The sequence below is a fragment of the Segatella copri genome (genome assembly GCF_019249795.2).
In the GTDB taxonomy this organism is placed as follows: Bacteria; Bacteroidota; Bacteroidia; order Bacteroidales; family Bacteroidaceae; genus Prevotella; species Prevotella copri_B.
Genome location: NZ_CP156893.1, coordinates 56,515 through 81,741 on the forward strand (window position 1 = coordinate 56,515; position 25,227 = coordinate 81,741).

Annotated in this window: 23 protein-coding genes and 2 pseudogenes; 6 read left to right on the forward strand and 19 right to left on the reverse strand. The window is 39.1% G+C overall.

The window, feature by feature from the left end:
• Positions 1-11 precede the first annotated feature (11 nt).
• Positions 12-2,801: a fimbrial protein gene (locus tag KUA48_RS15310; RefSeq protein ID WP_369503347.1), complete on the forward strand. Its 2,790-nt coding sequence runs from the start codon at positions 12-14 to the stop codon at positions 2,799-2,801.
• Between the two features lie 47 nt (positions 2,802-2,848).
• On the forward strand, positions 2,849-5,236 hold the full coding sequence (locus KUA48_RS15315; protein WP_218433304.1) for a BACON domain-containing protein: 2,388 nt from the start codon (positions 2,849-2,851) through the stop codon (positions 5,234-5,236).
• 305 nt (positions 5,237-5,541) lie between these two features.
• On the opposite strand, the gene KUA48_RS15320 is transcribed toward KUA48_RS15315, so the two are convergent.
• Both KUA48_RS15320 and KUA48_RS15325 read right to left on the reverse strand, forming a co-directional pair.
• Complete coding sequence (locus KUA48_RS15320; protein WP_118255752.1) at positions 5,542-6,018, reverse strand: type II toxin-antitoxin system PemK/MazF family toxin; 477 nt, start codon at positions 6,016-6,018, stop codon at positions 5,542-5,544.
• A 3-nt stretch (positions 6,019-6,021) separates the two neighbouring features.
• A complete protein-coding gene (locus tag KUA48_RS15325) occupies positions 6,022-6,597 on the reverse strand; it encodes a Panacea domain-containing protein (RefSeq protein WP_228112469.1) in 576 nt (191 codons plus the stop codon).
• Between the two features lie 615 nt (positions 6,598-7,212).
• Between KUA48_RS15325 and KUA48_RS15330 the strand changes: the two genes are divergently transcribed.
• From KUA48_RS15330 to KUA48_RS15340, 3 genes are read left to right on the forward strand one after another with little or no spacing between them, the layout of a single operon-like run.
• On the forward strand, positions 7,213-7,536 hold the full coding sequence (locus KUA48_RS15330) for a type II toxin-antitoxin system RelB/DinJ family antitoxin (protein WP_153088085.1): 324 nt from the start codon (positions 7,213-7,215) through the stop codon (positions 7,534-7,536).
• On the forward strand, positions 7,517-7,924 hold the full coding sequence (locus KUA48_RS15335) for a putative toxin-antitoxin system toxin component, PIN family (protein WP_153072968.1): 408 nt from the start codon (positions 7,517-7,519) through the stop codon (positions 7,922-7,924). The genes KUA48_RS15330 and KUA48_RS15335 overlap by 20 nt, the downstream gene beginning before the upstream one ends.
• 22 nt (positions 7,925-7,946) lie before the next feature.
• Positions 7,947-8,213 (forward strand): helix-turn-helix transcriptional regulator, encoded by a 267-nt coding sequence (locus tag KUA48_RS15340; protein ID WP_218433306.1) that lies wholly within the window; start codon positions 7,947-7,949, stop codon positions 8,211-8,213.
• A 108-nt stretch (positions 8,214-8,321) separates the two neighbouring features.
• Here the strand turns inward: KUA48_RS15340 and KUA48_RS15345 are convergent, their stop codons facing one another.
• The 15 genes and pseudogenes from KUA48_RS15345 to KUA48_RS15415 all read right to left on the reverse strand — a co-directional run bounded on the left by KUA48_RS15345 (position 8,322) and on the right by KUA48_RS15415 (position 19,756).
• Complete coding sequence (locus KUA48_RS15345; RefSeq protein WP_218433308.1) at positions 8,322-8,891, reverse strand: hypothetical protein; 570 nt, start codon at positions 8,889-8,891, stop codon at positions 8,322-8,324.
• Positions 8,881-9,150 carry a hypothetical protein gene (locus KUA48_RS15350; protein WP_153103089.1) on the reverse strand — a complete coding sequence of 90 codons (270 nt, stop codon included), beginning with the start codon at positions 9,148-9,150 and terminating at the stop codon, positions 8,881-8,883. The genes KUA48_RS15345 and KUA48_RS15350 overlap by 11 nt, the downstream gene beginning before the upstream one ends.
• Positions 9,151-9,161: 11 nt before the next feature.
• A complete protein-coding gene (locus tag KUA48_RS15355; protein ID WP_153073464.1) occupies positions 9,162-10,451 on the reverse strand; it encodes a hypothetical protein in 1,290 nt (429 codons plus the stop codon).
• On the reverse strand, positions 10,448-10,900 hold the full coding sequence (locus KUA48_RS15360) for a hypothetical protein (protein WP_218415067.1): 453 nt from the start codon (positions 10,898-10,900) through the stop codon (positions 10,448-10,450). Before KUA48_RS15360 ends, KUA48_RS15355 begins: the two co-directional genes overlap by 4 nt.
• A 95-nt stretch (positions 10,901-10,995) precedes the next feature.
• The gene (locus KUA48_RS15365) at positions 10,996-11,673 is read right to left on the reverse strand and encodes a hypothetical protein (RefSeq protein ID WP_218415068.1); all 678 of its coding nucleotides are present in this window, start codon (positions 11,671-11,673) and stop codon (positions 10,996-10,998) included.
• 120 nt (positions 11,674-11,793) lie between these two features.
• Positions 11,794-12,129 carry a nucleotidyltransferase family protein gene (locus KUA48_RS15370; RefSeq protein ID WP_218433310.1) on the reverse strand — a complete coding sequence of 112 codons (336 nt, stop codon included), beginning with the start codon at positions 12,127-12,129 and terminating at the stop codon, positions 11,794-11,796.
• A gap of 3 nt (positions 12,130-12,132) precedes the next feature.
• Entirely contained in the window at positions 12,133-12,384 is a 252-nt protein-coding gene (locus KUA48_RS15375; RefSeq protein WP_153073758.1) for a hypothetical protein, read from the reverse strand.
• A gap of 330 nt (positions 12,385-12,714) precedes the next feature.
• On the reverse strand, positions 12,715-12,885 hold the full coding sequence (locus tag KUA48_RS15380) for a hypothetical protein (RefSeq protein ID WP_218415401.1): 171 nt from the start codon (positions 12,883-12,885) through the stop codon (positions 12,715-12,717).
• On the reverse strand, positions 12,869-13,363 hold the full coding sequence (locus tag KUA48_RS15385) for a hypothetical protein (protein ID WP_218415400.1): 495 nt from the start codon (positions 13,361-13,363) through the stop codon (positions 12,869-12,871). Before KUA48_RS15385 ends, KUA48_RS15380 begins: the two co-directional genes overlap by 17 nt.
• Complete coding sequence (locus KUA48_RS15390; RefSeq protein WP_153073756.1) at positions 13,360-13,911, reverse strand: Panacea domain-containing protein; 552 nt, start codon at positions 13,909-13,911, stop codon at positions 13,360-13,362. Before KUA48_RS15390 ends, KUA48_RS15385 begins: the two co-directional genes overlap by 4 nt.
• A 337-nt stretch (positions 13,912-14,248) precedes the next feature.
• The gene (locus tag KUA48_RS15395; protein WP_218433312.1) at positions 14,249-15,376 is read right to left on the reverse strand and encodes a dTDP-glucose 4,6-dehydratase; all 1,128 of its coding nucleotides are present in this window, start codon (positions 15,374-15,376) and stop codon (positions 14,249-14,251) included.
• A gap of 99 nt (positions 15,377-15,475) precedes the next feature.
• A pseudogene (locus KUA48_RS15400) lies at positions 15,476-15,958 on the reverse strand (sugar phosphate nucleotidyltransferase).
• A gap of 12 nt (positions 15,959-15,970) precedes the next feature.
• A pseudogene (locus tag KUA48_RS15405) lies at positions 15,971-16,529 on the reverse strand (NAD-dependent epimerase/dehydratase); the annotation flags it as partial.
• A 63-nt stretch (positions 16,530-16,592) separates the two neighbouring features.
• Positions 16,593-18,887, reverse strand: coding sequence for a helicase-related protein (locus KUA48_RS15410; protein WP_256624477.1), 2,295 nt, complete (start codon positions 18,885-18,887; stop codon positions 16,593-16,595).
• A complete protein-coding gene (locus tag KUA48_RS15415; RefSeq protein WP_218433314.1) occupies positions 18,857-19,756 on the reverse strand; it encodes a DUF1837 domain-containing protein in 900 nt (299 codons plus the stop codon). The genes KUA48_RS15410 and KUA48_RS15415 overlap by 31 nt, the downstream gene beginning before the upstream one ends.
• A 145-nt stretch (positions 19,757-19,901) precedes the next feature.
• On the opposite strand from KUA48_RS15415, the gene KUA48_RS15420 reads away from it, so the two are divergent.
• Positions 19,902-21,125 carry a transposase gene (locus KUA48_RS15420; RefSeq protein ID WP_369503344.1) on the forward strand — a complete coding sequence of 408 codons (1,224 nt, stop codon included), beginning with the start codon at positions 19,902-19,904 and terminating at the stop codon, positions 21,123-21,125.
• 213 nt (positions 21,126-21,338) lie between these two features.
• On the opposite strand, the gene KUA48_RS15425 is transcribed toward KUA48_RS15420, so the two are convergent.
• Both KUA48_RS15425 and KUA48_RS15430 read right to left on the reverse strand, forming a co-directional pair.
• Positions 21,339-24,425, reverse strand: coding sequence for a DEAD/DEAH box helicase (locus KUA48_RS15425; RefSeq protein WP_218433779.1), 3,087 nt, complete (start codon positions 24,423-24,425; stop codon positions 21,339-21,341).
• Between the two features lie 4 nt (positions 24,426-24,429).
• Entirely contained in the window at positions 24,430-25,212 is a 783-nt protein-coding gene (locus KUA48_RS15430; protein WP_218433781.1) for a hypothetical protein, read from the reverse strand.
• Positions 25,213-25,227: the final 15 nt, after the last annotated feature.

The following is a 25,227-nucleotide window of genomic DNA, read 5'->3' on the forward strand; positions in this document are numbered from 1 at the left end:
AATTAGAAACAATGAAAATACGAGATTTCATTTTAAGTTTAGTTAGTTGGTTTATATTGTTGGTTACAGTAAGTTGCTCTGACGAACTTGGAGGCGAGCGCGCTCCCATTTCGTCAGAAAGCAACTTACATGTACTCGTGCCAACCGTGCTCAGCAGCCGCGGCACCCGTGCCGACGATGCTTCCGGCCTTCCTACCTATAATGCCACGGTAGATGAATGCCAGATCAACGACCTGACCCTCTATGCCTTTCCGGTAAATAATGACGGCAAGCTCCTGGTAGAGACGCTCCCTGCCCCATTGGCTACAATGATGGTAGAGCAGCATGTAGCTAACTATCAGCTCACCATCGAGCCGGGCACTTACCATATCTATGTGGTTGCCAACATGAACAAGGTGTTGAGTGGTAAGACTATCAAAACTGAAGATGAACTCAAAAATATAGTACTCTATTACAGACCTACAAGTACACCAGGTATGCCTGTATGCACCAATATCCCGATGATTTACGAACCTAAGGATGTGAACGGTACTATCATCGATACAAAAATAGAAAAAAGTGGTAAGAAATATACAGAGGTAGCAGCTAACCTGAAGTTTACATGCGTAAAGGTTAAGCTCAACCTCATTATGGACCCAACTGCGAGCGATAATCTTTATGACAAGAGCTATAGCATAACAGATATTGCTGCTCAGAAGCTTACTCCTTCTACCCATTTATTATGGGATGGAAAGTTTACCCAGACAAATGTTTCTTCTGAATATGCTACAGGTATCGAGAACACCATTTACCGTAGTTCATCTACTGGCGAAGCTAGCACTGGACGCTATTATCAGAACGGAGAATATACCATCGATGAAACCAATGCTAACGAAAACAACAAGGATGTGGTATCTATTACAGATAGAACCAACAAGGGTACACCAATCCCTACGAACTTTAAGCAATGGCTTTTTCAAGGTACTTACTATCTGCCAGAGCGTTATATCTCTAAAGTAGAGGAACAGTCGGTATTGAAGATTAACGGTATAGTTAATAGCAGCAACAAGAATCAATATACCATTAAGCTGGGACATAAGCAGAACGCATCAGATGCTCTGCCTACATTCCCTCGTGGAACCTATTATGAGATTATCGGCAAAATCAAGAGTCTGGGAAACATGACCCTCGACTGTAATGTGAGCGTAAAGGACTGGACTCCTGTAACGATAGAAGCCGACTTCAACCATACTACTTTGTGGGTAAGCAAGACGAACGCGAGCGTAACATCTACCACGGCAGACTCCATCGACTATAAGTCGAACGTAATGCTGACAGAGGCAGATTTCGGTTGCGATGAAAAGGTAACAACATCCAGTGGTGAGAAAGAAATTGTGTTGACCAAGCTAGATGCAGTGAATCATAGAATCACATTCAAAATCAACGAGGACATTAAGTTCTCCGAATATAAAGGAAAATACAAGGGTACGGCAAAGGTTTGGATTAAGGCTGGTAACATCAAGAAGTATCTCGATGTAGAGTATGATGCCTCTCCTTATTTTGAGGTAAATCCACAGGAAGTAACCATCTATTGGCGTAGCGACAGTACCAAAGTGGTACAGTTTAAGACCAACCTGGGCGGTTTGGCTTTCACCGGTAACGCCTCTTTCACCGGTAACGCCTCTTCCACCGTAGGTAAGTCAACCATTGAGGCATCTTGCGATAAACCTGATACTTCAGAAGGAACCTTCAAGATTAAGGCAACCAGTAACCCTGTTACCACGACAGTACATTACCTCACCGTGAAGCCAAAGGAATCTGCAGAAGGCTTCAACTTTGTCAAGAAAATCAAGGTAACGGTAAAGCCTGCAGTAGGTAACTATCGTATCAACTTTAGAGCCATCAACGACAGAATTCCATACGCCGGCACAAGCGACCCGAACAAATCTAACGTGACAGGAAACTTCTTGGGTGTTTTAGCCGAGGGAGGCAATAACAACTGGAACGACGGATGGTTTGAAGAGAGCTGGACAGGTGACAAGAATCAGGCACAAACAAAAAACCATTGCATCTACGTATATACCCAAATAGGTGAAACGGAGAATGCCATCACAGGAAAAGGATGGATATATACAGAAAAATGGGGTGGCAAAGATGATTCAGGTTGGCCAGGAGACTATATGAACGACGACAAAACCAATACGGGGTGGTACTACAAAGACTTCAGTGTAAATGCTGTGCAGAAACATACACAGCACGGAGCCACTGGTGACAGAAAGATAAAACCGGGCGAAACGCTGATAATGTTTAGCAACAACTACAACAACAGCGTAGGTTACTCTGTGCATCGCTGCCCACAACACTTGGAACCAGGTATTCCACTCTTCGACTATGAGGACTGCGAGGGTTGGATTGTCTATGATCCTACATCAGACCCTACTTGGAACATATATGATGCCATGCCAACTATTGAGAACATCAAGTTTACCATTTACACCAAATTCCAGACTTATGGATGGTTTAAGGTATATGGTGTCGCCCACGAAAACAATGGCAAAAGAGAACAATTCACTATTTTCGACAAAGAAAATAATAAAAGTTGGAGTTGCACTAATGCCGGCAATGGTTGGTATGAGACTGTGATTACCCTCAAGGCTGTTAAGGGAGACCACGAGAAGGACATCAGAATTATGAAAGATAATCAAATTTCTGACGACAAATCCATTCTCCTTTTCAATGGCAACAGCTATGAGAAGCATAATGACACAGGCTATTACGATGGCTCCTCTTGGCACGCTGGCAAACCATCTGAGGTGAATTAAATAAGATTAGAATCAGATTTGAACACTGTTATAAATCAGTTTAAGCAATGAAGAAGATCAAACATTTAATGATATGGATAGGATTGCTCCTCAGCCTTGTTTCCTGCAAGGATACGATGGAGGCTATCGGACTCGGCGGGGATGAAATCCCTGCCGAGGGACTTGTCTTGAACCTTCAATTGACCAACTTCACCAAGCAACAGATTGGTACAAGAGCGGGGGCCTCGGAGACATTCAATTCGCTCTGCGCTGTATTCTATGGAGATAATAACGAATACTTAAGCAAGACAGATTGCAGCAAATCTACTTTATCACAGCAGTCTGATGGCAGCTACAAGGTAAGGATAACCAATGTACCTGCTGGTACCAAGAATGTACATCTTGTAGCCAATGCCAGCGACATGACGGAGAGAGAGGCACAAAACTTGCAGTCTCTCACTGTTGCAGAGAAGAGAGACCCTCAGCTTGATGCCCCTATCTGCTGGGGTAAAATTTCAATTGATAGTCTTTTGAAAGCTAATCCTTCTGTGACGATGTTGCGCCAATGCGCCAAGATTAGTTTGGAGATAGACAAAGGCATCCAGAGTTATTTCACCAATGCAGGCTTATACGTCTATAACATGGCAACCAAGGCAGCCATAGCTCCTGCCAATTATATTGAGCCTAAGACCGATGACTTGGCAGAATCTACTGATCTCAGTGAGGAAGCCAACCCATTGGACGACGATACCGCAACCACCGTGGCAGTAAATGAAACTTCTGCAGGCAAGGCAATGGTGATTATCAAGGCGAATTATAAGGATAGTGAAGGACATGATAGAGAAGGATATTATAAGGTGGCACTCTACAAGGATGCCAACAAGACAACCCAATATGCCTTGCTCCGCAACCACCATTATACCATCAAGGTAACCAAGGTAAACGACTATGGCTTCTCTACGCTTGAAGAGGCTAAAAAGAGTCTGCCAGAGAATAGATTGGAAGTAGAGGTAGTGGACGATAACCCAGAAATCACCCAAATGATAGCTTGCAAAGACTATGAACTGGGAGTGAGCGATTATCAGGAGGTAGATGCAAGCACTACAAAGGCTATCGTAACCATTGTTACTACCTTGCCAGATGCAACGAGTAGTGATGATTGGCTGTATAGTGTCCAGAAGAAAGCGTCTTGGATAATCGCTTGTGATCAAGAGACTGTGAATGATACACCAGAGACAGGCAGAAAGTCTTCTAAAGGTAAGAAATATACCTTGAAGCTTACGCTTACAAAGAATAACCAATCAGAGGAACCACGTATAGGCACCATCACCGTTACTTATGGCGACCTTTCTCTTGATATAACCATCAAGCAGGCTGGTTTTGATTTTAGAAGAAAGGATCCTGCTAGAATCGTAACCATGCAGTATAATAACTCCACCGTAGCTGCCAACTATTTCTACTGGTTGGACAATGGTGTGCAAGGCATCACTCCTGAAGAAATGCAAGGGGCTGTGAGAAATGATGGTTTGCATTTCTGCGTGGGAACAGCCGATATCACGTATCTTATCCCTAAACTTAATGGTGATCAGATTACTAAAAAGGATGATAAAATCAAAGTGGAAGAAGATATAGGTAAGTGGAAGGTAAGCCTTGCCAATACTACGGTAAATGAAGATTTGTGGAAGTCTTCATTTACCATCACCAACCAGGCTGGCATCGAGATCACTTATCCTGTTTATCATACTGGTATCTTCCATAAGATAGATGAGAATTCCAAGGTATATAAGGATTATCAGTTGGCAGAAAACGGAGATAACGAGAAGAAGGTGAAGGGCTGGTTCTATTATGGTGTGGTAAAGGTAGAGGGAAAGAAGGCCGATGAAACCACCACTACTTATTATATGTTAGACCGCAACCTAGGTGCATCCAACAATGGTTACTATGCCCCAGATGTGGTGGCACTGGCAAAGAACAAGAAAGCCATTGGTGGCTATTTCTGTATCTCTGAAAAAAAGAGCACCAGCGATGCCACTCAGGATCTCTCCAGCACCTTGGCACCAGCAGGCTATACCATTCCAACTGATGCCGTGTTCGAAGAATTAGTTAATGCAGGCAATCTGGAGGTGGTACCACAGTCCACATCGTTAGGAGAAACCTACAACTGCGTGCGTATCAAGACGGTGGATTCCGAGTTGCCATACATCTATCTGCCTATGGGTGGATTCTTGGAGGGCGAGAGCCATAAGAACCCTATCCATGTAAATCTCTGGACCAAGACTTTGCTGTCAGGTACGCAGGGCTTCGGTACCAACAGTCCTGAATATGGTTTCTGGTATAGATACTTTGATGTTTACAACAAGAGGAAAGGATTATCCAATATGAGATTTGTGAGTGGTAGCAACGGCATGAACAATGGCCGCTACAAGGCGATGCCAATACGCCTGATTCTGAAATAAACATCAGATAAGTGATAAATACAATAACATCTTTTACTTATATATAATTAAAGTATAAAAAACAGCTGTTTTACAAAGAAGAGGGTGTGTCATAAGCCACACCCTCTTCCTTGATTCTTAGCTTCACTCAAATCTGCAACTTCATTTCATCAATACGAACGCCAAAATCATCCATATAGCGCTTGTATATATAAGAGGCAACTTGTAATATTCCCATCATAGTCATTATTCATTTTATAGTTTATTGCCGCAAAGTTCCGCTTTTTTATTGAAACCACCAAAGAAAACCACAATAAATCTGCAAGTTATATCAATCCAAAACGTTTCAACAACTTCATGGAAATATTCTCATAAGAACAAATAGCCTTTTTTATTTCTACCAAATCATTCTTATTAATTTTTCCCTTCATCTTATCTATTGAAAACAATTCTGCAAATCGTTCCTTTGAAATTCTTTTAAAATCAGAGCAATCGACAAATCTATCTTGGTCACCCAAAAACTCATACTCAGAAGCCTTCAATAAATAGTGCAATTTCCTTCTACTTTCAGGAAGGTGCTTATTGATTTCTGAGTTGATAAGTACAAAACCAATCGCATTTCCTTCTTGGTCTTTACCCACAACTACAAAGAACTTCTTTCTCCCTTCATCTCCTTTATTTTTAGGAATAATACCTTCTCCTTTTGTCAGGCAAAGACGATAAACTTCACCCTCCTCAACTGTATCAAGGAGTAAGTTTTGAAGCTGATTATCATTTCCCAGCAATTCTTTGAAGTTCACCATAGCCTAAGCCTCCAAAATAGAATCTATAAATTCCTGTTCCTGGAGATACTCTAAAAACTCATTAGAAGCATCACCTGCTTTTGCAATATTCAGAGAGGTCATAACAGCATTATGATTTTTATCCCATGCCTCATGCCAGGCAGAATCATGAGATAGCTCAGACAAAGTCTTGGTATCCATATTTTTGTATTTATCAATGGCAGCATCCAACGCTTCTATCTCAGCTTTACTCAATTCGTCCAAGTCAGGCTTTTCGCCAGCTTTCACAAAAAACCAAGCGCATTCCCCACCAGCAGGTAACAAAGAATCGCTAATAGCTTTGACATCCTTATTGTTTCCCTTGCCATTCATTAATTTCAAGGCATCATAAAGATGAGAGGGAACCGGTCCGTGTTCCATGGCGATAAAAGTATCCTTAACTAAATGTTGACCATATTTTGCATAGAGATTCCTTTCCGCAAAATAGATAATCTTAAACAAATGAATGAAATCCGTTTCACCACATTTGTCTAAGACATACAAAGCTACCGCTTTAAGCTTAGCGATATCCTCCGCCGACATTTTATTCATACTTCTCATAATCAATTCCTTCTATATTTAGCACTTCTGCCGCAAAAATACGCTTTTTCCTCGAAACCACCAAGAAAATCACAAGAAATTTGCAAATTATCAGCAGATAACCACGAAAATCTGTAAACGATAAACTATTAACTGTAAACTATAGACTGCTATTCCCAGGCGGTCCATCCCGCACAACATGGCGAGGGCTTTGATGCCCCGCCAACCTTAGAGCGTAGCGGTTCCGAGCGACGAGGAGGAGCGGTTTCCTCCCTCTTCCCTGAGGGTGAGAGGGTCGGGGTGAGAGGTGGAGCCTTCCTTAAGGGTAAGGAAGGACGGGTAGGTTTTCGAAAAAACTCCCTTTGGCTAAAGATTTTGCAAATGAGCGCAATGAAAGTTTGCTTTCAAATTGCCGAGTGCAGCTAATCTTATCTAAAGGGAGACGGAGGGATTCGAAAGACTCCTTCTTTAACGGTAAGGAACCTTATATCCAAGGTTTCAGGAAAGCGAAACAAGCAGTTATATCATTCATTCAACTATTAATCTTTATTAAATTATGAATACTATCGCCCCATTTTACGTCATAATGATGTATATTTGCAATCAGAATGATTATCAATTAAACATTATAAGCTTATGGCACAGATAGCAATGACAGTCCGTATGGACAACCAGCAGAAAGCACAGTTTGATAAACTCTGCGAGCAATTCGGCATGAGTGCGAATACCGCTATCAACATCTTTGTTAAGGCAGTAATTCGCAGTAAGAGCATTCCCTTCTCCATTCAAGCAAAGAATGAAGAAGAAGATGAAGTGACTGCAAAAGCAAAAGCTGCGTTCCAGTATATGTGTGACACAGCAAGAGAGAATAACATTGATATGTCACTTGATGAGATCAATGAAGAAATCAGAGAAGTCAGACGATTAAGAAAAGAACGCAATGGTATATGCAGTCATTGATACGAACATTATCGTGTCCTCGTTTATAACCAAGAACCCTTCTTCATCAACAAGAAGGGTCATTAATAGTATGCTCAGTGGTAAAATTAAGCCATTGTATAATGAAGAAATCTTGGATGAGTACTTTGATGTACTAAATAGGTCAAAATTTCATCTAAGTGAAATCAGAATCCATGAGTTATTGAACTTTTTTAAGCAATACGGCATTGATTCTTCCCGTTTTCCTTATGATGGCACCATGCCAGATGAGGACGACCGAGTCTTCTACGAAGTCTGCCTGAGCAAGGAAGATTCCTTCCTGGTTACCGGTAACCTCAAGCATTTTCCAAAAGAACCGCAGGTAATTACAGCTGCAGAAATGATGGAAATCTTAGACAACGAACTATAAGCGCATTTGAAATTTAAGCATTATGATGCAGAACAAATTATTCCGTGATTGCCTCGCTGCGATACCTGCCGAGCAAAAGGCTGAGTTCGATTTGTCTTTCGGTATTGCCGAGCGCATTAGTGAGATTCTGAAAGCCAAGGGTCTCACCCAAAAGGATTTCGCCCGCTTGCTCAACAAGCGAGACACAGAAATCTCCAAATGGCTAACAGGCAGACATAACTTCACGACTCAAACCATTGCTCGTATAGAAACAACTCTAGGTAGTAAACTCATCAGCATAGCCCATTGATTGGGCTATGCCCTATTTATAATATCTGCACAGCCATTCATAAATATTCCAGTAATAGGCATTTTCATTTTTCGTACTTAATATCTATTGTTTCATTACACCCTATCGTTATCTGACAACAATCCATTCCTTCTTTTTGACATCATAATAAATCTTGTCACGATATACATCCAAAAGCATTAATGCAGAATCAACCTTATTTGCTTGAAGATAATAAGACTTACCATCATCTATAACTTTAATTCCATATTCATGCTTTATAAGTTTCATTTTATTCTCTAAGACTGAAATTTTCCGTAACAGTTGATAGTTTTCATTTATTAATTCATTTGAATCTAGTGAGCCATTAGTTTTATGCTGTTTCGAGTTCCTGTTGGTGTCGATTCCAAGGGTTCTTACCATTTGCTCATAATTCTCTATAATTGCATTTTTATCACTGACATCTTTTTTCAAACTTAAATTAGACAAATTAACGATAGCTGCAAATGCAACTATTAGAATACAAAATATGCAAGAAATCATAGCAACAATTCGAGCCTCTCTCCTAGCTTTTTCTGTTGTAGACTTAAACTCTTCCATCAACTCATTTGCCCGTTTTTGGTACTTTGATACATCTATACCAGTAGCCTCCAATTGCCCCAATTCTTCCATAATGTCATTATACGTTCTACTTTCCATGTATTGTATCGTTTGAATATTTAATAAACTTTTCTTTTAACTCATAATAAGACTTCAAGAAGTTCTCTTTTTGCTCCAAGTATTCTCTTTGATGCTTAGTTTCTATTTCCGTTATTTCACGAGTCATCATTATTTTCTCGTAATATGTACCTAACCAAAAACAACTCGTACAAGAAACAAAAAAGAAAGAACCTACAACCTTATATTTCTTTATGACTGCAGTCAACTGCTCAATATTTGCTTTTTTCTTTTGCATCACATTGTTATGTATTAAAAAGGCAAATCCTTTCCCTGTTTTTCATCAATCATAGGCTCAAAGCCATTGACAGGAACAGGATTCTTGGGAAATGCAGGTTTATGGTTCAAACTATCCAAACCAAAAATAGAGCAAAAAGTGACCTTGTCGTCATCCACAATACTTACGATGTTTCGATAGTTTGTTGAAGAAGTATAAGAACGGACACTATTGACAGAATGGTTCACTAAAGAGAGGCTTTGACTATTTTGAATTAATACCACCTTATCAAAAAATTCCAAGATACACCCACTAGGTACAATACAGCTAGACAAAGGCTTGTCTATAATATCCTTATCAAATTTTGCAAAATTTGTACTTCTCGAAGATATATAATAAGAATCTGCCAATCCATTTGCTCTTACCGTAGCATTGAGTATTGATCCATCACTCATTACAAAGAAGCCCTTCTGCGAACTATTGAAACTATAAACTATATCTTCTTTATCTATGTTAGATTTATTAAAGAGAGTTTCCATACCATAGACTTCTGTTCCAAACTGCTTTATAATTTTCCTTTCAGAAATTTTAGCCTTGGAATAAAAATGTTTCTCCGCTGTGTCTTTTTTCAGCAAATACTCATTTCGATAATAGTCAAACTCAGAAGTACCCTCATAATTCATCAAATCAGTTGTCATCCAACCTGTACGTAGAGAGCGTTTACATTGAGGATGCCGCTCATCAAGCCTAAACTTTGAATCAAAATCTAAGATTTCACCAGTCAAAAGCCCATCCCAATCAGCAGAGATAACAACAGAGCCATAATTAGCATTCACCCCAATCACTTTGCCATCATAGCATTTTTCCAAATGAGAAGGATTTATCTGGTAGTTATCTTCCAAGTTCAGTCGAGATTCATACAGACCATCCTTGCATCCAAGAAACAACCGATAGCCATAGAGTCGTATATCCAGAGGTATGGATGAATATTCACCGATGCTTTTACACTCTTCTTGAATATCTTTAAAATTTAATTCAAATTCTATTTCTTTGGCAGCTTTCAACCAAATTTTTTCTACCACCTCTCTTATCTCTGTTACACCAAATATAATCTTGGCAGCTTCACCCTTAGAGTACTCATTATGTAAGAATATCAATTCTATCAAACTAGAGTACTGAGGATATTCATATTTTAAGCGATTTACAACCTTATGATAAGAAACGTATAGCAATTGTCCATCTGCCATAACAAGAAATAGATACCCACCATAGAGATAACAATCTATAGCTTCCACATTAATTGAAAATTTAACGACAGGATTCATAAGATATGTTTTAAAAGTTTACGATAAATTCCTTTAGAAATTACATTGATGGAGTACCAATGTTCCACAAGTTCATCTCCAATATATTGGCTATTGGTAGGGTAACCATGCCATGCGTCTTGTGCATTAGGAGGAATCGGGAAAAAGGCAAGACGTTCACCAGTTTGACCAAGTAAGTTTTTTCCTTGATTCAAAATGGCATAAAGACCTTTACCATCATCATTCATCCATCTTTTATCTATCACCTTTATGTTCTCAGGATATGGCAAACCAGTATGAACATCTGCCAAATTGAATATAGAGTACTCAAAATTAGCATCATCAACCCATCTAGTCTTATCTTTCCTTTTTGCAGCTTTATAGCTATGATAAGGAGCAGGTTTATAAACATGTCCTTGTCCGTTTGGACCAAAAACAATCCCATGATTTTCTTTTTCCCTTTTTCTCATAACCAAATTGTATATTCTATTCAGGCTACTAAGCTCCCATCCTCGAAAACTAGTTCAAAAAAATGGGGAGAGTAGAGCCGTTCACCGTATATTTATTATTTCTTGTTCTTCATCCTCCAGAAGAAGTGCCAAGTACGGAACAATGGTTCACAAAGCGCTTCAGCAGGATAATATCGAACGAAGTGCATATTCCTCCATATCTTCAGGAAATACTTCTTCCTCATACTCTGATGCGTAAACCTAGCATACTTTGTAAAGTGCCTACCGAAGTTACCACCATCCAAAATCTCTGCCAACAGCAACCTCCCACGCTTCTCATCAATTGGCACTATCATCTTATCCTCAGCCAATCCAAGCACCTCATGAAGCACAAACATTACCGCCCCTGCGAACTTCCACAATCCCAAATACTTCAGTTCTCTCTGTACCACATCCAAAGCAGTAGAGGCAGAAGAATCTGTAGTGAAAGCAGAACTGACAGAAGTAATAGAAGAACCTGAAGAACAGGAAACAGAACCCGTATCCCCACTAACACCCCGGCGGTCCCATCCCGCACAATCTGGCGAGACCTTTGATGGTCCGCCATCCTTAGAGCGTAGCGGTTCCGAGCACCGAGTAGGGCGGTTTCCTCCCTCTCCCCTGAGGGTGAGAGGGTCGGGGTAAGAGGTGGAGCCCTCTTTAATGGTAAAGAGGGACGGGGTGATTTTAGAAGAATTTTGATAGACTTTATAAAAGTCGCAAACAACGTAGTAATAGTCAATGATTTGCCTCATTCCAATCCCTTCGTCAAAGAAATGGTGATACAGATGCGTCAGCTGATAAATCACATTAAATGCTGTCGTTGGCACAGCAATATCCCCTGCCCCATCGGGCAGACTCACAATATGCGAGCATTACAAATCCGCATTCCTTCGAAACCATTTCTGCAATCTAGCATGATAGATAGGATTATTCATGGAGCAAGGAAAGAAATGCAACTCTACAGGCACACCATCCAAGGAAGTCTCTAGATGCTGCAGTCTGATATCATCTTCCAGTTCAAACTTCTTTTGAGCATATTCCATAATCCTCTCCATACTAACATCAATCCAAACATCAATATCTCCAGGAGTACGTGAATAAGGATTCGGATACATCAAGGCATTCCCCTGCCCTTTCAGAATGCAGCACCTCAATCCATCCTCCCTGAGCATAGAAAAGAGCTTGCTCGCCACAGCATTCACCTTCATGTTCTACCTGCGAATCTGTTGCGCCTTACCCATCCAAGTCATCAGCAGTTCCCTCCCTATCGGGTTCTGCTTCAACTCCTCAGGATACTCCTTTCCCAGTCTCTCAATACCCTCAAAACAAAGCCCCAGCAGAGCTTGCTTAGAAGCAAAGGAATACAGCTCCTGCCAGTCCATACCAGTAATCACCCTACTCATATTCTCCTTACTTCCAAGGCAATACTTCAGAAAAGCGAAAATTGCAGTTATATCATTCATTCAACTATTAATCTATAATTAAACTATCAATACTACTCCACCTTTTCACATCATAATGATGAATATTTGAAACCAGATCATTTTCCGAGAAGAAAAGTTCAAAATTATCATTTCTGTTCATAAATATTCATATTTTAGAAAAACCTTTAATAAAAAGAATTTAGTTACATGAACTGGTTATACGTTCTATTTCTTCAACTAGCTTCAAATATATTCTTTCCTGAGCCGATTTTTCAAGCTCAGAAAGTGTAGTTTTTGGATCATTAATAGCCTGGAAATCTCCCAATTCCGTCTTTTCAAAAAGACTAGGTTCCACAAGCAGACACAAAATTATTGTATCTTCTCCCTATTGCATTCTTCCATTTTCTCTAGTATTTTTTGCACGATGAAGAGTTCTTTCACACTCTTTCTGCCAGTCTCGCCATTCAGCGAACCCAGGAAGAGTAAAGGTGACAGCAGGAGTACCACAGTGTAGGATATTAATCTATTTTGTAATTTCATGATAAGGGTCAAAGAAGAGAGGATAAATTACACCATACAACCCTTGCATAAAGTATATTCTAGGCGAACGAACACCACTTTCTCTTGAAGCCATTTGCTTCTTATCCGTATATAGTCCAAAATGAAAGATGATTGGCTGTCCTTCAGTTATACCAAGTTCCAATTTATCCAAAGCCGACTTCAAAGGCTTGTGTAAAGCAGAATGCCTACGTAAGCGAAAGCCATCATCCATCAAAAGTTCATCAATGGTTCGACCAGAAATATATTTCATGCAGTCAAAGTACTCAAAGGTATCTTTTTCAGAGAAATTCTGATTAAAACCATATTCTGTATCTCCCATATCAACAAATTCATAGCTGATGCGAATCGGTAACAGACAAGAATTCCTGACGTCATCATTACTGATGACATTCCAAGGTTCTACAGATAAATCATCTCGCAACTGTTCGATGTCATCATCAAAAATCTCTATACTCATGCCGTTACCATACCTTTTCTGCGTTCTACATTCTTGGCATGACGCTCAGCATAATAGCTATACATCGTGTCCAATGACAGAGGATTTACCGAGCGTTCATAAGGTTTCAGCCCCTCGCGTTTCTCACACCAAGGCAATTCAGAGTGAGTCAAGAATATGAGGTAATTCTGTGATTTGCTACCATATTTCAGTACTATTTGTTCCAACAATTGGATTTCATCATCGCCAAGCCCTAATTGCTTAGTCACCTCGCCGAGAGCTTCATCTATAACATCCTCAGTTGTTTCAAAATCTGCTGGTGTAAGATGCTCACACATGTTTCTATTCTTCCACATATTATATATAGTAGGGTAAACCGGACCATTTACCCATGCTTGCGGAACATCTGCAAACAGTTGTCTTTGGCGACCAAAGAACACCATACTCCAAGCTTGCGCATAATAAAGCAACTTTTGGAGTTTCAAAGGGCTAACCGTCATCTGTTTCGTCAACAAAGACAAAGCGATATAGCGTGCAACCTTTTTTATATCGAATATTCTTTCATTCATTATAACCTTCTCCTTTTAAACGTTTAACTCTGCCGCAAAAGTACGCTTTTTTCTCGAAACCACCAAGCAATTAACAAGAAATCTGCAAGTTATCAGCAAATAACCACGAAATCAACCGTAAACTATAAACTATTAACTGCTATTCCCTACCTCAGCAAGCTATAGTAAGGCGGTCCCATCCCGCACAACCATGGCGTAGACCTTTGATGGTCCGCCAACCTTAGAGCGTAGCGGTTCTGAGCACCGGAGGGCGGTTACATCCCTAATCCCTATGGTAGGGATTTAGGGGTTGGGTATAGGGTAAGGACCCTCCCGCGGGGGAGGGACAGGTGGGGCATCAACAATACATCTCCTCATAATACTTCTGATACTCCCCAGAAGTAACATGATCCATCCATTCCTGGTTCTCGAGATACCACTTCACCGTTTCTTCGATACCCTCCTCAAACTGGAGAGATGGCTCCCAGCCGAGTTCCTTCTGCAGTTTTCTAGAGTCGATGGCATAACGCATATCGTGACCCTTTCTGTCTGTTACATAAGTAATCAAATCCAAGTCAGCACCCTCAGGGCGACCGAGCAATCTATCAACAGTCTTGATAACCACCTTGATGATATCGATGTTCTTCCACTCGTTAAAACCGCCGATGTTGTAAGTCTCGGCAATCTTACCCTTGTGGAAAATCATATCGATGGCACGGGCATGATCTACTACATACAACCAGTCGCGCACGTTCTCACCCTTACCATATACTGGCAATGGCTTGCGATGACGGATGTTGTTGATAAACAGCGGAATCAACTTCTCAGGGAACTGGTATGAACCATAGTTGTTAGAGCAGTTGGTCACGATGGTTGGCATACCGTATGTATCGTGGAAAGCACGGACGAAGTGGTCTGAACTTGCCTTAGATGCTGAGTATGGAGAGTGAGGATTGTACTTGGTAGTCTCTACGAAGAACTCCTCGCCGTAAGCCTCTTGGTTCTTATCGCTGGATGCCTTGGTAGTGAAAGGAGCAGGAATACCCTCAGGATGAGTCATCTGCAATGCACCGTAAACCTCATCAGTAGAGATGTGGTAGAAGCGCTTACCCTCGTATCCTTCAGGAAGACTCTCCCAGTAAATCTTTGCCGCCTGAAGCAGAGACAGGGTACCCATCACGTTGGTCTGAGCGAAAGTGAATGGATCCTTGATACTTCTATCTACGTGGCTCTCGGCAGCGAGATGGATAATGCCATCCACCTTGTAGTCCTGCAGCAGTTTCAGCATCAGGTCAAAATCACAGATATCACCCTTTACGAAAGTATAGTTAGGCTTATCCTCGATGTCCTTGAGGTTAGCCAGATTACCTGCGTAAGTCAACTTGTCGAGGTTGATGATGTGATACTCAGGGTATTTGTTCACGAAAAGTCTTACTACATGTGAGCCGATGAAACCAGCACCGCCCGTGATTACAATATTTTTCATTCTAATCAATGTATATATTCGAACACAAATTACACGAATCATTCAGGAGAAACTATAACCTCTATATTCGTGTTATTCGTAAGATTCGTGTTCAAAAAATTAATATTCCAAATTCTTTTTTAATGTTTGCTCTTTCTCTTCAAGAATTGAAAGGAGATATTTGCCATAGTCATTCTTCAACATTGGCTGAGCATTCTCACGCAACGTATCACTATCTATCCATCCTTGGCGATAAGCAATACCTTCCAAGCAAGCTACCTTCAAGCCCTGTCGCTTCTCCAAGACTTCGATATATGCTTAGCTACTTCCACCACCTTGTTAGGATAGAAGTATAAGCCCACTACAGCATAATTGCTCTTCGAATGCTCAGGCTTCTCTTCGATACTCAGGCAATTGCCTTGCTCATCAAACTCTGCCACGCCATATCGCTCAGGATCACTTACACGATAGCCAAATACAGTAGCTTTGTTATTGATAATATATCATCGGTTTATCGAAGATAGGAATCAGCTGCTTGCTGATACCCTTTGTAATAGGATACAAACGAGTACCGCTACCACCTGCTAATACGATTCCTTTCATATTTATTGATAATTATTTTAAACCCTGTCTGTCATTATCCTCGAACCAGTCAGCGAGAACTTCCTCAAAACTCCACTTAAACTGATAGCCACAGTTCTTCAACTTCTCACCACAGATATTAGTAGAAATCTGGAGTTTCTTTACTCTCGCAGGACAGATACCCATTGGCGAACCAAGAAGCATGGCAGCTCTTGCCATAGGCATGATAACCCAGTTAGGAATATCAGGCACAAACTGAGTCAATCCAGTTACCTTCTTCATAGCCTCAACGATATGCTGAATGGTATAAGCAGGTTCGAAGCAACAGTTATAAATCTCCACGCCCTTAGCAGACTTCACGTCTGCCCCATTCGTGTTATTCGAGTTATTCGTGTTCACCCCTTCTTCCACCTTCCATAGCATGAAGCGAACCAATTCCTTTACATAGATACAAACCTTGATAGTATCCTTTCTGCCAGGGTAAGCAAACTTATGTCCACGGATAGCCCAATACAATCTGGTGAAATTACCATTTCCCTCCGAATACCACACTAGGGCGAACAATGGTAAGCAGGCGATTTGATGCGCCAGAAATGGAAAACATAGATTACCTTTGCAATTTGAAAAGCAGAACTGAAATCTTTGTACCGATTGGTTAGCTTAGAACAATATTTCTAATTCGCCTTACATTTTGTTTTTCGTACTCATCGAGTAACTCATAACCTGCATCATTCTGATGCGAATAAAGCTTATCAAAATAATCTATTACAGCAAAGGGAGCACCTGCATCACTCGCCTTTCGTCCATAAGGCGTATCAGCATTATACTCCATTCGCATCAAAAGGCTATCAATACCGACAATTTCTCTAGTTTCAACATTTCGTTCCTGTGCCAAGGCATATTTATAACAGACATTAAAAAGTCCCAAATACTTGACAACTTGATACCTCAACGTATTAAACACGAATTTTGCAGCATACCTTACAGCTTCATCTACACCCATGGAGTTTATATAATAATTCACAGATCCAACAAAACCTTGCTTCAAAAAGACCGAAACAAGATTAGTCATTAGACAATATCGGTCTCGTTGAATTTCAATAAGTTTTAAAAGTTCCCCCTGCTGAGGTAAAATAGATTTTATTTTACCAAATATAACCTCCAAACCACTTTTCTTAATATATTTTGATCCATTATAAGATGAAATAAAACTACGCATTTCCTCCTTTTCTTGTTCTGTCATTCTTTTTACTGACTGAAACAAATAGTACTTGTCCTTTGGCGCAATCGTCTTATATACATCCAATATTTGACTTGGTAATTCTCCGCTATTTGCCATGTCAGCAATCCATTTCTTTTCAGAGATTTCTCGTTCTGTTAGATAGCAATTATCTATAAAAGGAATATCAACTGATGTCTTTGGAGTATTACGGTCAAAGAACTTATGTCCTAGCTCATCTGTCGCTTCATTTTTTATGGTTAAGAATTCCTTATCAAAAACAAACACACGCCCCATATAATGGTGAATAAACCTTCCAGCCCGCCCTTCAATATTTTTGGCATCGAAAGGTTTCAGTTCTTTCCTACCTTTTTTATGAGATAAAACAACCATGTTTTTTGCAGTTGTATTCACCCCTTCTGTAATTGTTGTTGTTGAGATTAAGACTTTAAGGACACCATTGTTGAACAAATCTATTATTTCGTTTTGAATATATTTTGGCACAAGCCCATGATGCACCCCTATGCCTTTTTTCAATGCCATGGTTACAATCCATTGCGCCCCCTTCTTATTTTTAAACAAGTTTTCTAAATGTTGCAAGAACATACCCATGTTTTCAGACTCAACATCAGGTAGTAAATCATCTGCTAAAAGTTCCCTTGCATAATTCTCTACTTGAGCTTTTGTTGCTGTATAAACTATAACATTTTCATTATTATTAACCAAAGAGCACACTAATTCCTTAAAACGTTCTTTTTTGCTTACTGAGGTAAAATTTATTATAGTTTGGGTATCTGGTAATTTTATTTTCTTCGACGATTTCAACTCTACCTCTTGTTTTCCTACGATTTCTAATGTCCCATAATCAACAAAAGACATGCCACCCCAATGAAGAAACCTTTCTATGGAAGACTCTGGATTATTCTCGTCAATTTTGATATATGGGCCAGTTAATAAGCAATCTCTACTGCACTCCATACCAATTTGAGTCGCAATTCGATAAGCAACATCCCTTTCATTTTCTCTTTGTTCATCATCTACCAAATACTCATTATCAATTTTATAAACTTCGTCAACGAAAAAGAAATCGAACTTTAGTTCTTGATGCTTATCCATAAAAGACAAGAATCGTTCTGGAGTATAAATAAACAAGTTATGATGTTCCTGAAGTTCAGTATCACTCAGGGTATGTACTTTATATCCCTGTTTAACCCATTGATAAGATGTACTATTATATATCTTCAAGAGATTTTCAGAAAGCAACGCTATTGTTGGAAATATAAAGCAAACATTATCATATTGCATCTTTCGCAGAATTTCATAAATCAAGAAAGTCTTACCAAACGATGTTGATGCAGACAAGAAGTAACGATTACTTTTGCCATTTTCAAATCTATTTAAGACATTCATTTGATACTTATGCAATTGCACATCATCCGCAACACATAATGATGCCTCTCCAACAAGTACCGGCAAATCCTTGATATGGAGATCCACTTCAGACTGTTCTAAGTCATGCTGAAATTTACTCAACATAACATAGTATTGAGGAACTCCAGCTTCATTTGCTATATATCTAAGGAAATGCAAATCGGAACTTGATAACTCATTGCCTTTTATCGAGTCAAAGTACACACAGACTTTTTGCACCAAATCTGCATCTACATTTTCTCCTCGCCTCTTTGCATATATTAGCTTAATTATATTACTTGCTGATTTGATAATATCCATTTTCTTACTTGATCTTTAATATCTTTTGCTACGCTCACAGGTAGCAAGATGAAAAACAACGAATATTCTAAAGAAAAATTTATGTTTAACTGAGTGAATCTATTATTTGTATAGTCAACTACACTCTTTATAATTTCATCATAAGACTTGCCTTCATCATTAAAAACCACGAGCATCGGATACACAAAAGACATTCCATTATTACGTGCTACCTCTGCCAAGTTAACTGTAGGGTTATTCCTAAAGGCATCTAGTATTGGAGAAATTGACACTTTAGAATTTACAAATGTCTCAAAATCCTCCATTGCGATAAAATTTTTATTTAAGTAATCATCAGAAAGACTAATGTTTATTTTTTCTAGAATTTGATTTACACCAGTCCTAAAAGACTTATGAAATTTCACTTCTCCAAACCAGAGTTCTATACTTCCATCTGATTTTAGCAACATTTGATAAGTATCAAATCCTTTTGTTTCTGAACTTTCTAAAGGATTATAAAAATGTCCTCTTGATATAAAAGTTTCTGCACCATAGAAATGTTGCAGCATAAGAAAAAGTAAGACTTCGCCATAAAATCCATACTTAAGTTGTTGTTCCTCTGTTGCAGCACGATCAAACTTCATTCTACTAATTAAAGCTCTTTTTTGAAGGGTATCTAGCTTAGTTAAATCAATAGAACTCTCATCGAAAGAATATTCAATAATACCATAATAAATAATCTTAGACAAGTCGCCATCAGAAGTCAACACTTGATAACATTTGTCTGACAATGTTGAAACTGTAATCTTAGGAATTGAACTTCCTGTATTGGGCAATGAATATTTTAATCCTATACAATGCTCCATTAAACTTTTTAGTGAATCTCTCATCTTTCAATACTGCGTTAAATTAACATTTAATCGTCTGTAAATCAATAACTTATATTAATAAATGCTTATGAAAACTTAACTATAAAAAGTTGGTCAAGTCGCTGATTTTCAGTAACTTTGCAAATCACGACAAACGCAAAATTATATGAATACAGGACTTGACCAATATATGGATATCTTTAAAGATGCAGTTGAAGATTCGGCTGCAAAGTTAACAAAAAGTTTCGAGAAAATACTCATCGAGGTGATAATTTTGTTCATGGTAATACCAAGAAAGATAAATTTCACCCAAATGGGGAGGTATGGCTCGCATGTTGAGCAAACCTATCGCAACGCATTCGGCTTAAAAAAGTCGAAAAGCATTGACTGGCTCAAACTTAATGCCTCACTTGCCAAGCGCTTCTTTGGTAAACAGGGAAGATGGGCTATTGCCATTGATCCCAGCTACATCAGCAAAGCTGGCAAGAAGACTCCACATATCGGTCGTTTTTGGTCGGGATGTGCACAGTCTGTTAAACATGGTCTCGAAATCATGGGTATTGGCCTCATTGATATTGATACCAAAGACTGCATGATGTTAAAAGCACACCAGTCGCTAAGTAATAAAGAACTGAGTCTTAGAAACAAGACTATGGTAGTTTTCTATATCAGCGTCATTAAGCGTTACCGCAAGGAACTTCTCAAACTCTCAACCCTCATAGTTGCAGATGCTTACTTCTCTACAAGTACATTTGTTAATGGGATAAAGAAAGAAGGGTTCTCTTTGATAAGCCGCTTTCGTGACAATGCTTGTCTCTTTTATGTCTATGCTGGTCCACGTACTGGAAAACGTGGTCGCCCAAAGACCAAGGATGGCAAGATTGATATGAAGAATCTTGACCTCACTCGAATGGAGAAGATGGAGATGAAAGATATAGAAGGAACAGCTTATACTTTGATAGCCTATTCCAAGGCACTCAGGTGTAAAGTTAGACTTGTCATCTGGCAGATGCCGAATGGCAAGAAGAAACTATTCTTCTCTACAGACACCTCACTTTCGGGTGAAGAAGTACTTCTTTATTATAGAACCAGGTTCCAGATCGAATTTTGCTTTCGTGACGCCAAAGGCTATACTGGTCTTATGGACTGCCAGGCTCGCGATAAGTGGAAACTCGATTTTGCTTTCAATGCTTCGTTCACATCACTAAATGTTGCCAAGGTAACTATGAAGGAGATGGGAATGGAATATTCTATGTCTTCATTCAAGTCACTGATGACCAACATTTATCTGGTGAAACGAATTTTTAAAGCAAGCGGGTACACCCCGAACCGAACTTTAATTAGCAAGATTTTCAAAGATTTCTCGTGCTTACAGCGTATAGCTGCTTAGCACATTATTGAATTATTAACGAACTATTGAATATTATGATTATAGTGTAAAAAACTATCAATTAATCTCATAAATCAACCTATCATTCTTTATAGGTTAGAAATAGCAGTTTCCCAACTACGTCATAAACCAATTGAAGAGTTTCCTTTTGTTGCAGCATACCCTCCAATCACGGCTTATGATTATTTCATTTTCTAAAATTTATATGATTGATTAATGTAAACTCAAAAATTTCTCATGACAAGCAACTCGCATCAAAAAATGTTTTTCTTTATATCTCAGCATACTTGCACTTATAACACCTTCCTTAACTATGGTCGCAAGGAAAAGAATGTCACCATCAATGTGTACATTTTCGTTATCAGCCTTTCGCTTTAATAATTTACTAAAGATACCTATAGCATACGAAACAGATGGGATAACAGATAATACAAATCTGCGAACATTCTTTAAATGCTCGTTTCCTGTTGATTGAGGTAGCAATTCCGATATATCATGAAAGTTTTTACCTTCCATATACGCAATTGTCAAATCTTTCAGTTTGTCTATATCTAGGTCGCCTATGTAAAGCGAGTTTTCCTCTTCTATTTGAAGTATTCCTTTTATCACTTCAACTACAGTTGGATTTGCCATCAGAGATTCAAGAATCCCATCACTTGTTTTGGTTAATTCAAAGAAAGCCCCGACCAATTCTACAGGACGCATTCCCATCAAATCGTCAAAAGTCTGTGCATCAACCCACTTCTGAATAAATGAAAGCGAATCCATATTAACACCATACTTTACAGATACATTCTGTAAAAAGTTATCTTTCTCTTCTGACTGTACCAGTCTGGCTAAAGCTTCGGAATCATTCTCCAAAGGTTCCTTGTTCTCTTTTCGTCTAAGATATGAGCCAAAAGAATAAGATAGTTTTCTCTTGATGTTTTTCTCGTCATCCCCTAAACGATACAACAAAATTTCTTCATCACGATTTACTGCTTTACCATAATTCAGGACCTCACCTACCATCCGCTCAATAGGATCTTTGATGACAAAACATTGATCTCCTCCGGCAAATACTCCATCTTTAATTTTTTGCCACTCTTTTCCAATAGTGTTATCTTGTATAGCAAGCACATGGTTTGGAATCAAAATTACTGCACCATATGAGTTGAATCCAGCACGACCGGCACGACCAGCGGCATTTAAAATTTCATGCGCTTTCAAAGTTTCTCTACCGCCAGTATTGACATCATACCTGTCATAACCAGCAATAATAACAACATCAGCAGGAAGATTAACACCTTGAGCTAAAGTTGGAGTTGCAGCAATTAAATGCACACCATGTTCTTGACGATAACTTTGTTCCATCAGATCACGTTCTTCTGGCAAAAGTAAGCCATGATGCACAGCACATGGAGTTTGATTCAACAAATACGAATAAGTAAAATCTCCAAGTTCCAATGTTAATTGATCAATCTTTGCTTGATTCTGTGCAAATAAAGCAGACAAATCCACCAAAGGTATTGCATCTTTAGCATTCTTTTGAATAGACTGAGCACTTCTTGGTGTATCAACAAATATCATCACTCTAAGCCCATTTTGCACAAAGGCTGAAGCAATCTGGCAAGCAACTTGATTTCTATTAGGAGTTAATTTTCTTGTTGTAGGGCTTATTCCTAACGAGATTTGATGATTCAACAACTTCACTTTACTATAATCCCTTACTTTTTGTGAATTCCAAACCGTTTTTAAACAAAACAAGCACCAAGGTGTTGCAAGCATAGAAGCCACCAATTTTTTCTTACTCTTATGCTGAGGATAAGTGCGAGCTTTATTTTGTAACTGCTTGATTTCAGTTTGTTCATACACCAAACACCCTTGCAATTGACGGGTTGGTTTCCACTTATCATCAAACACCAAGCACTCCCGATGCGTCACACTTTTCAGCCAATCCGCTATGTCATGGCTATTCTTGACCATAGCAGAAAGCAAGACAAAATCCACCTGAGGTAACTTTTCAAAGATTTCCAACATAGTAAACATGGCTGTCAGACTCCTTGAATCATTGCCACTTTCCTGAGCTCCCATCAGATGGAACTCATCAAAAACCACCAACCCTACATCATTGAACTTATCTGAAGCATCTCCCAATACTGTCAGACATCTTTCTGGAGTCATCACCACGATACTTTGCTTATTCTCCTCTTCAAAGTATTCAGAGAATTCTCCTCCTGCGAACATTTGTTCAGAAAAGTTTTCTTTGAATATAGCAGATAGTTCTCGTTTCATTTGGCTTTCCAAAGCATGGGTAGGAACCAATACGATGACACGCCTATCAGCCAAAATTGAAGAAGCAATTTTTAACTGTACAATCGTGGATTTTCCTGCACCTGTAGGATATGTGAAGATAGAGGATACTCCCAAATCTAAGAAACGATTATATATAGCAAATCCGTGATTTCTCCAAATAAAAGGTCTTCCTTGCATACACCTTTTATATAAGAAACTTTTCCATTGGTCTGCATCTACCCCTTCTGGCACAGGAATATTAATGAGGGCAGCTCGTTCCAAATGCTTTGTTACCCCCAATAGGAGCCTTGCGATTTTTCTGATGCCAACATAAGTATCTATTTGGTCAAACTTTTTTATTTGAAAACTCGATAATAAAAGAACTTGTTCTAAACGCTCAGTAGGTTTTATAGTTGTATTTCCCAAGAAATGAAGAGCTACATCCTTGATGCCCTCGCATAATTCATTCATCAGAAGATTGATGGCATACTCTTGATAATCACCATGAAATTCTTCTTTAGTAGTTTCGCTTTCTACTATTTCTTTTAATTTACCTTCCGCCAACATTCGAATATAGCGTAGCAAACTACCTTGAATATCATCAGCCGTATGAAACTTTCGTGCCACTTCTACAGCATCTGTTACAGCATCAGCTATCAAGTAATGCAAAACTGTACTAACATCAGAAGAAATATAATCCATAGAGACTACACTTTCTTCTTGTTGCTGTAAAAGCATGTCCTTCAGGGAATAAGCTGTCGCTGTCACAAAAGCAAGCGATTCAACATGCTTTTGATACAGGTCTTGAATCATCAATGCTTCAAGTCCAAAAATCAATTTGTTTAGTGTTCTAACTGTTTTGTCAAAGTCACCTATCAAAAAAGGTAACTGTCCATTGGCAAGCTGTGATTTTGCACTGACAATATGAGCATAAACACTTGAAAGCAACTGAGGCAATCGCTCAACATCAATATCATCAAACTGAGGAATATCTTTTATCAGTTTTTCTGTAATAGGATCAAACATAGGCTTAAAGAGCTTCTATTTTCTTTATAATTTTCTCAGAGAAAGCTTGCATCCACTCCCTCAGATTGTCAATATAGGTAGAACTGCCTGTACGTCTTTTAACATCACCGCTAACATGCTTCTCGTAATCTTTATAAAGCTTAGCTATATTTTCACCATCCTTATGAGATGCATCACGAGTCACGCAGATGCGGTAAACCCAATTAGCAGAATCGTTCACCTCATTCTGCAAATCAGCATATTTATCAGATATTTGTTCGAGTAAAGTTGTCGCAGAATCAAAAATCGCCGTCGTATCTTTAAAATTTTCATACTTATCGAACTCAGGAAAAACTTGCTGGGTGATTTTTCCACGTGGACTTGTCGTACACTTATCCTCGGTAATAAGAATCTTTTTCAGATGTCCATCCTTCACGACAACAGCAAATCCATCAATGCCTTGCTGAGCAGGATGATGATGAGGAGCTTGTTGGCGGAAGTTCTCGCCATGATGATTGAGATATACTATAATCCAAGAAATCATTTGGAAGATCCAACCATCTCTTTTATCTACCGTCATGCCTTCTTCCAACCGCAAGATGGAAATAATTGACTTCTTTTGGTTTTCATGAAACTGAACAGCCAGGGTAGAGTCCAAAGCATCTAGCACCTTACCAACATGACGATATTGTCCCATTAACAATTCAGCTACATGCTGTGCCAAGGTATCTTCATCTTGGATGGTAAAGTTTTGTTCTTTACATGATGGTGAACAATCAGAATCTACGAAATTAAAAAGATCTGCCATAAGCTTATATAATTG